The 15,118-nt window shown below is 55.0% G+C and carries 12 protein-coding genes; 7 read left to right on the top strand and 5 right to left on the bottom strand.

Translation table 11 applies throughout. The annotated features are described in order from the left end of the window. Window positions 1-23: 23 nt before the first annotated feature. The 3 genes from V4U84_RS14875 (at window position 24) to V4U84_RS14865 (ending at window position 4,635) form a co-directional block, all read left to right on the top strand. Complete coding sequence (locus V4U84_RS14875; protein WP_334074768.1) at window positions 24-2,024, top strand: peptidase U32 family protein; 2,001 nt, start codon at window positions 24-26, stop codon at window positions 2,022-2,024. A gap of 417 nt (window positions 2,025-2,441) precedes the next feature. After that, entirely contained in the window at window positions 2,442-3,779 is a 1,338-nt protein-coding gene (locus V4U84_RS14870) for an aspartate aminotransferase family protein (protein ID WP_334074767.1), read from the top strand. Further along, window positions 3,763-4,635 (top strand): UbiA-like polyprenyltransferase, encoded by an 873-nt coding sequence (locus V4U84_RS14865; protein WP_334074766.1) that lies wholly within the window; start codon window positions 3,763-3,765, stop codon window positions 4,633-4,635. The genes V4U84_RS14870 and V4U84_RS14865 overlap by 17 nt, the downstream gene beginning before the upstream one ends. Window positions 4,636-4,871: 236 nt before the next feature. Here the strand turns inward: V4U84_RS14865 and V4U84_RS14860 are convergent, their stop codons facing one another. The 5 genes from V4U84_RS14860 to V4U84_RS14840 all read right to left on the bottom strand — a co-directional run bounded on the left by V4U84_RS14860 (window position 4,872) and on the right by V4U84_RS14840 (window position 11,146). Then, a complete protein-coding gene (locus V4U84_RS14860) occupies window positions 4,872-5,864 on the bottom strand; it encodes a polyprenyl synthetase family protein (RefSeq protein WP_334074765.1) in 993 nt (330 codons plus the stop codon). Between the two features lie 30 nt (window positions 5,865-5,894). Then, window positions 5,895-6,341 carry a hypothetical protein gene (locus V4U84_RS14855; protein ID WP_334074764.1) on the bottom strand — a complete coding sequence of 149 codons (447 nt, stop codon included), beginning with the start codon at window positions 6,339-6,341 and terminating at the stop codon, window positions 5,895-5,897. Window positions 6,342-6,477: 136 nt separating this feature from the next. Beyond that, the gene (locus V4U84_RS14850; RefSeq protein ID WP_334074763.1) at window positions 6,478-8,355 is read right to left on the bottom strand and encodes an FAD-dependent oxidoreductase; all 1,878 of its coding nucleotides are present in this window, start codon (window positions 8,353-8,355) and stop codon (window positions 6,478-6,480) included. Window positions 8,356-8,416: 61 nt separating this feature from the next. After that, complete coding sequence (locus V4U84_RS14845) at window positions 8,417-9,322, bottom strand: FMN-binding protein (RefSeq protein ID WP_334074762.1); 906 nt, start codon at window positions 9,320-9,322, stop codon at window positions 8,417-8,419. Window positions 9,323-9,604: 282 nt separating this feature from the next. After that, window positions 9,605-11,146 carry a potassium/proton antiporter gene (locus tag V4U84_RS14840; protein WP_334074761.1) on the bottom strand — a complete coding sequence of 514 codons (1,542 nt, stop codon included), beginning with the start codon at window positions 11,144-11,146 and terminating at the stop codon, window positions 9,605-9,607. Between the two features lie 163 nt (window positions 11,147-11,309). Between V4U84_RS14840 and V4U84_RS14835 the strand changes: the two genes are divergently transcribed. The 4 genes from V4U84_RS14835 to V4U84_RS14820 all read left to right on the top strand — a co-directional run bounded on the left by V4U84_RS14835 (window position 11,310) and on the right by V4U84_RS14820 (window position 15,022). Beyond that, entirely contained in the window at window positions 11,310-12,818 is a 1,509-nt protein-coding gene (locus V4U84_RS14835; RefSeq protein WP_334074760.1) for an HD-GYP domain-containing protein, read from the top strand. 145 nt (window positions 12,819-12,963) lie between these two features. Further along, on the top strand, window positions 12,964-13,164 hold the full coding sequence (locus V4U84_RS14830; RefSeq protein ID WP_334074759.1) for a CsbD family protein: 201 nt from the start codon (window positions 12,964-12,966) through the stop codon (window positions 13,162-13,164). Between the two features lie 36 nt (window positions 13,165-13,200). Beyond that, window positions 13,201-13,470: a hypothetical protein gene (locus tag V4U84_RS14825; RefSeq protein ID WP_334074758.1), complete on the top strand. Its 270-nt coding sequence runs from the start codon at window positions 13,201-13,203 to the stop codon at window positions 13,468-13,470. A gap of 124 nt (window positions 13,471-13,594) precedes the next feature. Next, the gene (locus V4U84_RS14820; RefSeq protein ID WP_334074757.1) at window positions 13,595-15,022 is read left to right on the top strand and encodes an ATP-binding protein; all 1,428 of its coding nucleotides are present in this window, start codon (window positions 13,595-13,597) and stop codon (window positions 15,020-15,022) included. Window positions 15,023-15,118 lie beyond the last annotated feature (96 nt).

Genomic DNA, 15,118 nt, shown 5'->3' with positions numbered 1-15,118 from the left:
GAATAACGGAGGAGGGGAACGCGGTGGCACGCTATTTTAACAGTAGAGAGGTCGAACTGCTTGCACCGGCGGGAACGTTTGAAATTTTCAGAGAGGTGATCGAGGCGAATTGCGATGCCGTCTATTTTGGCGGTCCAAGCTTGAATATGCGGCTGATGCGCAAAGGCTACAATTTTTCCCGGGAAGAAATTACGGAAGCGGTGAAGATCGCCCATTCCCTGGGCAAAAAAACGTACGTAACGGTCAATAATCTTTTGAACGAAGGGGAGATCGACGAGGCGGCGGAATACTTGCGCTTTCTCGAGCAGGCTGCGCCGGATGCGATCATCGTTCAGGACTTCGCCGTTCTGGCGCTGATCCGGGAATTGAAGCTGACCATTCCGGTGCATTCTTCGGTCATGATGAATGTACATAATGTGGAAATGGTCAAAGCGCTCCAGGAACTCGGCGTCACCCGGGTCGTCACGTCCCGGGAAATGGACCTGCATACGACGCGTTATCTGCAGGCGGTGACGGGGATGGAGCTGGAGTATTTTGTGCATGGGGATATGTGCTCGGTACACGGGGCGAATTGTTATTTCAGCTCGCTGGTATTCGGCATGAGCAGCAACCGGGGCAAGTGCCTCAAGCCGTGCCGCTGGGATTACCGGATCAAAAAAGACGGCAGCATTTACCCTTCGGAGTATCCGCTTGCCGTCAAAGATATGTTCATGTACGAGCATATCCCGGAGTTGATCCACGGGGGAATCACCTCGTTCAAAATCGAGGGGCGCATGCGGGACAAAGCGTTTGTCGTCATGCTGGTCAACGCCTACGGGGATGCGATCGACCGGTACATTAACGATCCGGCGGGTTTTGAGCGCGGCAAGGATACGCAACTGCTCTACGAGAACCGGAAACGCGATTTTTCCACGGCGTATGCTTTCGGGCGTCCGGGCTTATCGAACATCAATAAGCGGTATGAGGGAACTGGGAAATTTTACAGCACGGGAAAAGTGTTCAGCACACCGACCGAAGAACGGGAATTGGGCGTAAAACGGCTGGATGAAATCCGTGGGCAATGGTCCGTCCTGGCTGCCGCCAAAAGCGGGGAAGCCGGGAAATCCACGCCCGAAATCTCGGTGCATGTCAACAACAAGGCGCAGGCGGCCGCCGCGCTGGAAGCGGGAGCGGACCATATCTATTTGTCGGGCGATGTGTTTGAGCCGGATCGTCCGTTCACCCGAGCGGAGATCATGGAGCTGGCGGCGCTAAAGGGCGGGGCGAAACTGTATTTGTGCCTGCCGCGGATGATGACGGAGCTGCATTTTGATATGTACGACGCATTATTATCCGGGGAGCGCCTGCCGATCGACGGGCTGATGGTGACGAATCTCGGAGCGATTCGCCGTTTCGCGGGCAAGGGCTATCCGTTGGTCGGAGACTTCAACTTGAACGTGTATAACCGTTTGTCCGCCGGATTTTACGCCGACCTTGGCATCGGGCGGCTGACGGCTTCGCTGGAATTGCCGCTGCTGGATTTTACCGCGCTGTTGGCCCAAACGCCCGTGCCGCTGGAGGCGATCGTGCACGGCTCTCCGGCCTTGATGTACATGGAGCATGACCTGTACGAAAATGCGGAAGTGTTCGAGCCGATTGGGGAAGAAGACAATCATTTCGTCGACAACAGTGTGCTTGTGCTGAAGACGGACAAAGGAGAGAACCCTGTGTACCGGGACGCATACGGCCGCAATCACTTGACCCTGGCCAAGGAGCTGTGCCTCCTGCCGCTGGTCAAAGAGCTGAAGGAGGCTGGCCTGGCCGTCTTCCGCATCGAGGGGGCGACCTACCGGCCGGAGCGGCTGCGCGAGGTTGTGGCCGCCTACAAAGCCGCGCTGGCGGAGCCGGACACGGCCGCCGAGCGCTTCGCGGGCCTGCCGCCGGTCTACGCCGGCTACACGCTGGGCGCGCTGCAGTTTGACGGCGGCGCAGCCAGTGCGGCCAGCGCACCGGCGGCGGAGCCGGCCGCGGCGGCGCGGGCGTAGGCGAAGCGGCCCCCGCTGCCGCGCGTTGCGGCAGTGCCGTGCGCTGGAAGGCCGCCGCAGCGGCTGTGAGCACCGCGGGGGTGCATGCCGCAGGCTCGCCGGGCCTGCTGGCGGCGGCCAGCGCACCGGTGCCCCACCCTGCCCCGGCCAGCCAGCGGCAATTAGCAGGAAAAACTCCCGCTAATTTCGCACGCAAGCAAACTATTCACCAATTTAACAGGAAAAACTGGAGTTAATTTTGCGATTTTCGCCGACATTTACAGGTTTCCTCTAAAATAACTCCAGTTTTTCCAGTTAATTCGGTTATCACCGGAATGACGGGTGAAATAGCTGGAGTTTTTCCCGCTAATTTTGCCTCAACCGTGTCAAACAAAGAGGCACCAATCAACGAGACCAAAGGAAAGAGGGCGGTTGAAGATGAAGCAAACTTATATCGGACCGGAGGGTGTGTTAGAGAAGCGTCGGCGGTATTTTTACCCTTGTACCAGTCATTTTTACCGGAATCCGCCGCAGCTGGTTAAAGGCGAAATGCAGTATTTGTACGGGCATGACGGCAAATGTTACACGGATTTCTTCGCGGGGGTGTCGGTGGTCGCCGCCGGCCACTGCAATCCGGAAATTACCCGGCGGACCGCGGAGCAGTTGCGAACCCTCCAGCATACGTGCACGATCTATTTGACGCAGCCGAATGTGGAGCTGGCGGAACGGCTGGCGGGCGTGCTGCCCGGAGGGCTCGGCCGCACGTTCTTTGTGAACAGCGGCTCGGAGGCCAATGAAGGCGCGCTGCTGCTCGCCCGTTTGCATACTGGGCGGAAAGGCTTTATCGCGCTGGAGCAGGGCTTGCACGGCCGCACGTATCTGACCATGAGCGTCACGGGGCTGGCGATGTGGCGCTCCGACCCGCAGCTCGACCATCCGCAGGCGCAGGCGGTCGAGGACGTGTCGTTCATCCCGCGCCCGTTCGAACGCGGGATGAGCAGCGAAGCGGCGGCACGCCGCTCCATCGATGCCCTGAAGGCGGTGCTCGCGGAGAAGGGCGGCGACATCGCCGCCATGATCGCGGAGCCGATCCAGGGCAATGGCGGCATCATTGTGCCGCCGGACTGGTATTTCCCTGAAGTGAAGGCGCTGCTGGAGCAGTACGGCGTACTGCTCATCGCCGATGAAATTCAGACCGGCTTCGGCCGCACGGGCCGCATGTTCGCCATGGAGCGCTGGGGTGTCACGCCCGATATCGTGACCATGGCGAAGGCGCTGGGCAGCGGCGTGCCCGTGGCGGCGTTCGCCACGACGGACGAGATCGCCGCCAGCTTCACCCGGCCTTCGGCCTCCACGTTCGGCGGCAATCCGGTCTCGTCCGCGGCCGCGTTGGCGGTGCTCGACTACATCGAGACGCACCGCCTGCCCGAGCGCGCCGAGCGCCTCGGCCGCAGGCTGCTGGACGGCCTGCGGGAGCTGGCCGGCCGGTTCCCGCGGCTCGTCTCCGACGTGCGCGGCGCTGGGCTTATGATCGGCGCCGAGCTGTGCGCCGATGATCCGGGGCGGGGAGCGCAGTTGGTTGACGAGGTGCTGGAGGAAATGAAGGACCTCGGATTCCTCATCGGTAAAAATGGAGTCGACCGCAACGTGCTCGCGTTTCAACCGCCGTTGGTCATTACGGAGGAGGATATCGCCGAGATGCTCGCCGCCCTGGGGTACGCCCTGCACGCAGCCTGTGAGGCAAAGGGGGAGAACGCTTATGGAGTACGCCCGTAGAATCGGCACAAAAATCAGGCTGTACAGCGAACTGGTGATGTTTTCGCATACGCTGTTCTCCCTGCCCTTCGCCATTATCGCAATGGTATGGGCCGCGGAAGGCTTTCCTTCCTGGCGGGTGATGCTGTGGGGGCTGATCGCCCTCATCGGCGCCCGCAACGGAGCCAACGCCTTTAACCGCGTGGTGGACCGGACCTTTGACGCGCAGAATCCGCGCACGGCACACCGCCACCTACCGCGCATGCTGCTCGGGGAAAAAGAAGTATTGCTGTTCGTGGTCGTCAATTACGCCATATTCGTCTTTGCGGCAGGGATGCTGAATCCGCTGTGCCTGGTTTTATCGCCGGTGGCCATTTTTCTGATCTCATCCTATTCTTATACGAAGCGGTTTACGTATTTGAGCCACCTGTATCTCGGCTTCACGATTGCGTCGGCGCCGATCGGCGCCTGGTTCGCCGTGACCGGGCGGTTTGCCTTTACCCCGTTTATCCTGGGAACGATCGTAATGCTGTGGATCGCGGGGTTCGATATTATCTACGGTTCGCAGGACATCGAATTCGATAAAAATCACGGGCTGTGGTCCATTCCCAGTATCTTCGGCCTAAGAAACGGTTTGCGCATCGCGGCCGGTCTTCATCTCATTATGGTGCTGCTGCTGATCGCGCTCATTCCGATTCGGCATCTGGGTTGGCTCTACGTCGCGGGGATCGTGATTTCCTTCTTCCTGTTGATGACGGAACATAAAATCATCAAGCCGTCGAACCGCAAGGTGATGAAGGTGGCGTCCTACAATTTAAACCAGGTGATCAGCATGGTGATCCTGTTCTTTACGCTCGGGGATTTTTTCTTCATGTAAAAAAAGTGCGAGCTGCCAAGTGGTATTTCCACACGGCAGCTTGCACTTTTTTTGTCTAAAGGCGGTGCGACCAGCTTCCCTTGGAACCTGGCAGGTGAATAAGGGCCGAGCCGAATCGGTCCGAAATAGCGCCCCAAATGGCCGCTAATATAGCGGACATTTGGGGAAAACGCAAAACAAGCACCGGCACCGACCTCAAGCAGACGAGGGGGGTGCCGGTGCTCTCTCCGGCGGCATCAGCTTTCCCGGCCGCCAAAATACCACAGTAGGGTCTGCAAATCCCGGTAAGCCGGAAATGGTTTCAGCCGGTTGATGATCGCTTCGGCTTCGTCCAGATATTGACGGTTAAGGCGTTCGCTTTTCTCCAGCGCATCCGATTGCTGAATCGCCGCGATCACCGCATCGGTAACTTCCGCGGGGGTCTCCGGGCCTACGGTCCGGATCGCGGAGGCCAGCCGCTTGTTCCGCAGCGCGAACAGCACAGGCAGCGTAACCTGGCCCTTGCGCAAATCGCTGCCCGCCGGTTTACCCAGCTTTTCCGCGGACTGCGTAAAATCGAGAATATCGTCCTTGATTTGGAAAGCCATGCCCAGCTTTTCCCCAAAGCTGTACAGCAGGTCCGCGGTCTTCTCCTCGGCACCGGCGGATTGCGCGCCTATTTTTAAACAAGCGGCCATTAACTGAGCCGTTTTGTTTCTCGATTTTTCCAGATATTCCTCAATGGTGATGTCGTAATCAAAAAGATGGGTGAGTTGCTGATACTCGCCAAGGCAAAGCTGGGTGGTCGCCAGGGAGGACAAATCGTAGACGTATCGTTCCCGTTCCGCGGAGTACACGGACAGAAGCTCGATTACTCGGGCGGACATATAGTTGCCCACATGAAGGGCTCCGTTTACGCCGAGCTTGATATGCATGGCCTTTTGTCCCCGGCGGACCGGAGAGTCATCGATGATATCGTCATGGATGAGGGAGGCGGCGTGGATAAATTCGGCCGCTGCCGCAAGCCGCCACACTTTGCGCCCGTCCGGCGACGGGCCGAAACGGCTGCCGACGATCACCATGAGCGGGCGGACTCTTTTGCCGCCGGAACGAACCAATTCGACGATGCTCTTGCCAAGGTCGGAAGAACGGGGGACGTCTTTGTCGTACTTTACCATGTTTTCGATTTCCCGGTCCACCGAGCGAAGGGAAATATCGAGTGCTTCGTCAAGCGTAAGTTGTGGCTTCATGCGATGACCCTCCTTATGGTGCTTCTGCGGTTAGATCGCCCGTCGGATGCGGTGACTTTCCAATTGCAAATATAGTTCTAGGCTTTTTAGCAGATGATCGTCGTCCGGTTGGCCTTCCGCGCGTTGGATCTGGATCTGCTTGAGCACGGGAGCGAGTTTGGCGAGCAGGTCGATCTCGCCCCATTTCAGGCAGAGCTGTACATATAAACTGTATAGGTAGTCGCCGTCCAGCACTTTGCGGACAAGGGCTTCCCCGCCGCCGGTGGCTTCACATTCTCCATGGCGCTGAAGGGCGAGCTTGATTGCGATGTAAATGGACAAGAGGCGCTGGCGGCGTACCGCCGGCATCTCGGATTGCTCCAAGAGCAGGGCATAAGGCTGAATGGCTGCGACAGGCAAGTCAAGCTCTATGCCGGTTTCGGGCGACAGTTCGCCCCGTAACAGGTGGCTAGCGTTCTGGATGAGCTCAACATTCATAAGGGCACACTCCTCGCTGTAATACCGCGATAGTTAAAATCTTAGGTAATAGATTAAAAATTAGAGTAATGTGCGGGTACGCACATTACTCTTCACTAAATAGGTTAAAATGCTAATAGTTCAATTCATTACTTGTTTAATCCGTGTACAGGTACCATCTTCGTACGAGCGGAATCTTCTTCCATTGTTTCTTAAGCCAAGGAAGCACGTAGTAGTCGAGGCCGAAGGTGCTGCCGGAGCCGCCGATCAAGGCTACCCCTGCGGTCATATACCAGAGCATCTCGGTCGAAGCCATGCTCGACGACCATATCATAATTCCCAAGCCGACCGTGACAGCCGAGGCAACCGCCGTAAACAAACCGACGATAATCAGAATGCCGAGCGCGATCTCCATGAAGACCATGAAGAATTGGAACACGGTAGCGAGCGCGGTGTAACCCCCATCCGAGGTATAGAAGAAAACTTCCATAAACCAGTTGACGATGGACTTGATGAATCCAGGCACCGGCAGGGCGGTGACCGCGGTAGAAGCGCTCTCGACAGCCGAAGCCGCCGCCTGTGCGTCTACGGTTTCGGTAACTTTGCCGGCCGCTTCACTCGCGGCGGAAACCGCGTCACCCGCATGAGGAGAAGCCGGAATCAGGAAGATGTTGTTCGGATCCTTCAGGATCTTAGGAAGCTTGTCGAGCCCTTCCTCCAACCACTTGTAACCGACGAAGATCCGAAGCGGAACGAGCCAGAAGTTAGGGGAACGTTTGGAAAAATGTCCGCCGACAAAGCTTCTGCGATTGTTCACATGGAAGAATTCATGCATCATATAAGTCCAGACTTTGTTGAATCCGGCGACGGTGAACAAGTAGTACATGTTGATCAAGTGCTTGGAGAACATCGCCATGAAACCGGAAAGCATGAACATTTTATTCGGAAGCCCTACATTCGCTACGCCATAGCGGCTGCCGATGCAGACCATCGTACCGTGGAAGCCCGGCTTGTAGGATTTCTTCGGCTTGTTATGAACATCGGCGTGGATATTATGGGCGATCAGCGGGCCGGCCTGTTCGGCGTTTTCGACCATCTGCGGTACCGGACGGGTCTCGCCTTCCGGAATGTAGAAGATGTTGTCGCCGACGACATAAACATCTTCATGATCGATGCTTTGCAGTTTGTCATTGGTGACGATCCGCTTGCGGCCTTCCTGCTTCACATCCAGCTTGCCGACGAGCTCCGAGCCTTCAACCCCGGCGGTCCATACCACCGTGTCCGCTTCGAGCTCTCTGTCGCCAAGCACGACACCGCCTGGGGTAACCCCGGTAATTTTGGCGCTGGTGACGATTTCGACGTTCATTTTATGCAGGCGTTTTACCGCCTTTGCAATCAGCTTGTCGGGCAGAATCGGCAGGATTTTCGGTGCCATATCCGCCACGACGAGGCGGACTTCGCTCGGTTCGATATAGAATTCCTTGCAGAGTTCGTTGCGGAATTCGGCCAATTCGCCGACCAGTTCGACTCCGGTAAAGCCGGCGCCGACTATGACGAAGGACAACTTCTTCCGGCGTTTGACCGGGTTGGTCTCTTTGGCGGCTTCGCTGAATTTGCGCCGCACCTGTTCTTTCAGACGAACGGCGTCTTCAAAGGACCATAGAGTCAAGGAATGTTCCTCGGCTCCCGGAATTCCGAAGAAAGTAGGTTTACATCCGGTACCGATCACAAGGTAGTCATATTTGTAAGTATTTTTTTCGGAGCGGAGCTCCTTGGAAGCAAAATCAATGTGATCGATGGAATCGAGCACCACATCCACCTTTTGTCCGGCAAAAATCTTCTTAAGTTCGATTTTGACGGAATCCTCCGGCGCGCGGTTGGCGGCGACTTCGTGAAGTTCGGTCAGCAGCGTGTGGTACGGATTGCGGTCGATCAGCTTGATCTCTACATCCTTGTCTTTTTTAAACAGTTTGGCCAGGTGTTTGGAAGTTACCACACCGCCGTAACCACCGCCCAGAACGACAATCTTTTTCAAGGGACTCACCTTCTTGTTATAGAGTGGAAATCATGGAGCAGCAGGCTTGTTATTTCACTTGTTATTTCGCTTGTTCCAGCGCTTTGGTCACCAGATCGAAGTAGGACTTCAAGCTGATCGATACGCCGGAAATCGCGTCGGTTTTGCCTTCTTCGTTAAAAGTAAGGGAAGCCGGATCCTGCTTTTCAACCAGATAAGCTTCGGCTTTGGCCGCTTCTTCATGCCATTCGGCTTGTGCCCCGCCGGCTTTCATGCCGTATTTGCCGTCGATGGAGTTTTGTTTCTTGTCTTCGCCGGCTTCGTTCACACCGCTGAAGTTGACCTTAACGATCTTGCCTGCAGCGATAACCACGTCCGCGGTTTCCTTCCAGCCGCTCTTCTCGTCAAACTTATCGCCTTCGGCGTGGTAGGTCCCGTCTTTATAAGGACCGGCTTCTACCGGACCGGCCGTCAGAGCTTGATCCGCCAGGTTAAAGAAATCGTCAACGTGTACGGAAACTCCGGTAATCGCGTCGGTTTTGCCCTCTTCATTCAACTTGATCGCTTTCGGATCTTGCTTCTCAATCAGGTATTGCTCCGCTTTCTCGGCCTGCTCATGCCATTCGGATTGAGCGCCGCCTGCCTTCATGCCATACTTGCCTTCTTTGGAGTAGGTTACTTTGTCTACGCCGATATTGGCGTTGGTTGCGTTCCACTTGGCTTCCGTAATTTTTCCTCCGGATACCGTCAGCGTAACGTAGGATTGCCAGCCGGTCTTTGCGTCGGCTTCCCCTTGGGCAAAATAAACGCCGTCCTTATATTTGCCTTGCTCGCTTCCGGCATTAGCTTTGTCTGCTCCCGTCTGGGCGCTGCTTTCCGCAGGGGCATTGCCGGCCGGAGCGGCTCCTTTCCCTTCGCCGTTGGATCCGCAACCGGCAAGAACGCCAAGCAGAAGGGCACTGCACAAAAGAATGGAATATTTCTTCATAAATAATGACCTCCGATTTGGAATATATATATTAAAATGTACGGACATTTTAATAACATTGTAGGAGGGCGAACTAGCGCCAATACTGGGTTTCTAGGTCTTTTTGGGGAGTCCTAAAACCTTTGTTCGATGGCATTTTAGCATATATAGTATGGGGTTAATGTGAAAAATATCACTTAGTATGTGACAAAAAACAACCCCGAAAAACGCAGCAGCCAAGGCGCTGCTTGGGGTTTCGGGGTTGGAGGAGGAGCTTACCTTCAAAAATATTTTTTTAAAATTTTATTTATCCGGAGGAAAAGGCTTGTCCATGTTTTTCTCGTCCACATCGCCCGGAATTAAATCCGGAGCGGGCACGATCGGGACATGCGGCATTTCCTGAAAGCTGAAAATTGCTTTAATTTTGTCCCGCTGGGCCTTAGGTCCGAGAATGTAAAGCGTATCCCCCTCCCGGATCACGGTATTTCCCCGGGGGGTGATGATCTGTTCGCCGCGGATGACCGCCGTCACGAGCACCTCTTCCGGCAGGTCGAGCTCCTGCAGTTCCTTGCCGATGATCCTCATTCCCGCATGGATATGGAGATGGTTGATCTCCGATTTCGTTTTTCCCAAAGCGACGAGCTCCAGCAATGAATGCTGGCCGGTGCCGCTTTCGTCGGCCAGGCCGAGCTTCACCGCCAAAGGGGAGATCGTGGCCCCCTGAATGACCGCCGAGGTCAAGATGATAAAGAAGACAACATTAAAGAAAAGGGGGCCGTTCGGCAAACCGCTCATGAGCGGGTAGGTCGCCAGCACGATGGGAACCGCCCCGCGGAGTCCTGCCCAGGAGATCAGGATTTTGTCCTGAAAAGAGAACTTGGAGAACATCGTACTGACAAAAACGCCGACCGGACGGGCTACGAGCATCAGTAGGAGCGACAGCGCCAAACCGGGGAGCATAATTCCCGGCAGTTCTCCGGGAAATACGAGCAGACCGAGCAGCGTAAACATCGTGATTTGCATAATCCAGCCAAAACCTTTGTTGAACTGGAGAATCGACTGGCGGTAGGTCAGGTCCGAATTTCCCAACACGAGCGCCATCACATAAACCGCAAGCAGCCCGCTGCCGTGCAAGGCGGAGACGACGCCGTAGCTCAAAATGGCAAAGGCGATAGCCATAACGGGGTACAATCCCGAGGAATCAAAATTCATGCTATTAATTACTTTAACGGCGAGCCAGCCGAAGGCCAATCCCAACAACAGCCCCAATCCCATTTCCAAAAGGAAAGAAAGCGCCAGGGAAACGAGGTCATGCTCGGGATGCCGAATCCATTCGATAAGGGTGACGGTGAGAAAAACCGCCATCGGGTCATTGCTTCCCGACTCGGCTTCCAGGGTCGCCGTAAGGCGTTCCTTGATATTTTTTCCTCCCAGCACGGAGAAAACGGCGGAAGCGTCCGTACTTCCGACGATGGCTCCGAACAGCAAGCCCTCTTCCAGAGAAATCCCCAATATGTTGGTTGCGCTAATGCCGATAATGACCGTGGTAATCACAACCCCGATCGTGGCCAGTGATAGAGCGCTGGGGATGACGGGCCGAATCGTCGTATATTGGGTCTGCATGCCTCCCTCAAACAAAATGACGATTAAAGCGAAGGTCCCGACCAATTGGGCGAGAAAGGCATTGTCGAAATAAATAAATCGGCTCAGCACCATGCCCGCAGCGATAAAAAAGACGAGGGCCGGAAGCCCGAAACGGCTGGAGAATTTGGTGGCGAATACGCCGATCAAGAGCAAGCTGGCCAGCAATATGATAATCGAATCCGTGAGTGCGGTAAGGTCCATAGCCGGCCTCCCTTCTTATAGTTCTATAATTCATTAATCACCAAATCCGGGTATGAAGCTGCCGCTCCCGTTGCTTGTGAAAACTTTTCTCTTTTCTGCCGATAATGATGTAAGAAGCGTTTTGTTCTGCTAATGCGATACGGAAGGAAGGACGGGCGATTCCTTGACGGTATATAACACTTTTATTTCTCGTTTAAAGCTCAATTATGCAGCCGGTACGCTTTTGGCGATCGTGGCGTCCGGCGGCCTGATGCTGTTTGCCCCTTTGGACATTTCGATCGAGGAGTATTATTGGTTGACGGGGGTACTGTTTTTTTCCATCTGCGTTATGTTCGCGTTGGAATGGCTCGTGTTTACCCTGCAGGTCAGACCTATCCGCAATTGCTTCGCTAAGGAAGGAGGCAGCTATTCCAACCTCCAAACGGTTTATATACGAACCCATCGTTTACCGGTTCTGGCCGTCAAACGCATTCTCGGCCCCCATCTGTTGGGCCTGCTGCTCCCGGCTGCCGGATTAACACTATGGCTCATTTATATCGGAAAATTATCGATTCCTTATTATTATGTCCTGCTTGCTTCCATTGGAGTAATTATCGTGGCCGGGATGCATGGACTCCTCGAGTTTTATTTAACCTCCTATACCATACGTCCGGTTTTAATGGAGCTATCGTCCCGGGCGCTTCGGCAATATGGCAAGGAACTTACCCTTGGCGGCAGGGTGCTTTTATCCATTCGCCGCAAGTTGAGATGGAGTTTTTTTATGATCGGGGCGTTCCCCCTGCTGCTTTTCAGCCTATCCGTGCAATTTCGCCTGGGAGGGAAGTGGATGGCTGTCGACTCTTCCTATTGGCAATGGGCGATATATATTCTCGCGGTCGGCTTTGGCTTCGCCTTTATCGGCTCCAGGCTGCTGACCCGGGAGATCGTGCTGCCGATCCAGCATCTTTACGAAAAGATGGCCGAGGTAAAAATCGGGCAGCTTCGGTCCGGAGCGAGCGATCTGTTCTCCGACGAGTTCTCGCGGCTTGTTTCCGGGTTTAATCATATGCTGCGCGGAATCCAAGTTCAGGCCGAACGCAACAATCAACTGCTGGAGAGCTATTTTGCCACGCTGGCGGCTGCCCTGGATGCCCGCGATCGTTACACGGCCGGCCATTCCCTGCGGGTCGCGGAATATGCGGTCGAAATCGGGAGGCTCGCCGGTCTTTCCGAAGAGGAGCTTCAGGACCTGAGGAAAACGGCGCTTCTTCACGATATCGGAAAAATGGGGATCCCCGATTCGGTTCTATTAAAGGAAGGACAACTGAGCGATGAGGAGTGGGAACGTATCAAGGAGCATCCCGTGCTGGGAGAAGCGATTCTAAAACGGATCGAACCGGCCGATGCGATGGAGCCTTTTTTGCCCGGTGTAAGGTCGCATCATGAGCGTTACGACGGCGCCGGTTACCCGGATGGATTAATGGGGGACGACATTCCGCTGTTCGGCCGGATCATTGCGGTCGCCGATGCTTTTGACGCCATGACTTCCGACCGCCCTTACCGGAAGGGACTGGACGAAGAGAAGGCGGTAGCGATTCTGGAAGAAGGCCGCGGAACCCAGTGGGATCCATATTTTGCTGAGCTTTTTATCGAAGCCTATCGCAACAAGCAAGTAAAGAAACAAGCCCAATAATTTCATTGGGTTTGTTTTGTTTTCAGGGACAAGGGCGGATTGCACGGCGGTTCAAAGGCATGGGCTGAGGGTATTTAGAACATATACGGAAAGTTCCATATGCTCATCTTGCTTTGTTACAAATCGGACAAGGAGTTGACTTGAGATGGACGAGAACGTATTTAAGGGAAAATGGAACCAGATCAAAGGCGAAGCCAAAAAGCAATGGGGCAAGCTGACGGATGACGATCTGGATATTATCGCCGGGGAGAAGGATAAGCTTGTAGGCAAACTTCAGGAGCGTTACGGACACACCAAGGATGCCGCCGAGCGGGAGTACGAAGACTGGGCACGTGCCCGCAAGTAGACTCGCGGCTTAGCCTGAACTATCGGAGGCGAAAGGATGTATGTATCCCGCGTAATCACCGGAAAAATCATCGAGATGCGGGGAGACAGCGTGGTGACGGTCCAAGGGGATACGGTCAACACCTATCATCTCCGTTACTATTCTTTGCGGGAAGTGGAAGTTGAGCCGCTGCCCGAGTCCGAACCCGAGCCTTTGCCCAAACGTGGCGGACTTCGAGGCCTGTGGACCAGCCTGCGGAAGCGAGACGCGGAACGCAGCCCGCTTTCACATCCGCTCTTCTGGAAAAAGGGCGCGAATCGAATCTGATTTGCGCCCTTTTTTTTGTTATATTTATGCAAATATTTGCAAATCGATTCATCTCTTTCCTGCGCCGCCGGATATGTTAAGATGGAAGAGCCTAACAGGAGGAATAGATACCGGGAGTGAGCTTATGGGTTTTGGCAAAATGTTTCTGCTTAATCTGGGGATGCTGATCACATTTGCTTACCTCGTGAATGTGGTCTATAAGTATGCCTTTTCGAAAATCGACCCGAAAATAAACTACGCGTTATCCCTGACGCTCTTTATTTTTTCCGGATGGCTCTGTATGGAGTTCGGATTTCAACTCAGCGAAAACGTGATCTTCGATCTGCGCCTGGTCCCTTTAATTATCGCTTCCGCCGTCTACAAGAGACCCGGGGCGCTGGTGTTGATCGGCCTCGGCATCGGACTGGCCAGACTGTCGCTCGGGGTGAACGAGGCGGCCATGGCCGGGCTGATCAATATGTCGATTATGGGGGTGGTCTGCGCCCTGCTTAATATTTGGATGCGGCGCACCGATTATCGGCTAACGATCAAGGCGATGGTTACCATCCTCGTCACGAACGTCGTCAATACGATCAACATCGGCGTGTTCGGCGTCATTCCCGCCAAGCAGTACCTGCTGGAGATTGCGCCCGTAACCTTCCCGCTGACCGTCGCTATGAGCCTCGCGTTTGCGCTCATTCTCTGGGATTTTCAACTGGAGCGGAGGCATACGATGGAGCTCAGCTACACCAACAATCTGCTGCAAATGCAGACCGAGGAACTGCGGAAGGCGAAGCTGGACCTGGAGGAACGGGCCGAGCAATTGGCGCTGGCCTCGCAGTATAAGTCGGAATTTTTGGCCAATATGTCCCATGAACTGAGAACACCGCTGAACAGCATCATTAATTTGGCTCAAATTCTGGCGGAAACGGAAGAGGGGGAGGAACGGGGAAAGAACGGCGATGAAAACCCTAATTACGGTACGATTATTTACAAATCGGGACAAGATTTGCTCGGCATCATTAATGATATCCTGGATTTGTCCAAGGTGGAGGCGGGACACATGGAAATCGCGCGGGAGACGGTGGTGCTGGCGGAAATAGCCGAGACGCTGGAGATGCATTTCGAACATATCGCCCGGCATAAGGATATCCGGTTCCAGGTCTCCCTTGAAAAGGGCTTGCCCAGCATAATAGTGTCCGATTCCCAGCGGGTGGGGCAAATACTGCGGAATTTGCTGTCCAACGCCTTCAAATTCACCCACCAGGGGCAAGTGAAGCTGGAAATCCGCAAGCTGCCGCCGGACGGTAAGGTGCTGCCGGGGGAGTGGATCGTCTTCGCGGTCACGGACACCGGCATAGGCATCCCGCATCATAAGCAGGAGGCCATCTTCGAAGCCTTCCGCCAGGCGGACGGGTCCATCAGCCGGAAATACGGGGGAACCGGTCTGGGGCTCTCGATCAGCAAAGAACTGGCCCGTCTGCTGGGGGGCTTTATCCGTCTGCAGAGCAAGGAGGGCGTCGGCAGCACGTTTTCTTTGTACCTGCCGCTTGCGCCGGGAGCCGAGAAATAACGGCTATAACAGCCATTAGATTACCGGCCTGGCTGAAACACGGGAAAAAGCCCGTCTCGCCGGTTGCGTTCGGAGCCCAAATCTGGCTACAATATA

Source organism: Paenibacillus sanfengchensis, from assembly GCF_036864765.1.
Taxonomy (GTDB): Bacteria; Bacillota; Bacilli; order Paenibacillales; family Paenibacillaceae; genus Fontibacillus; species Fontibacillus sanfengchensis.
The sequence above is the reverse complement of the archived record's forward strand: the minus strand, read 5'-3'. Positions and strand labels throughout refer to the sequence as shown.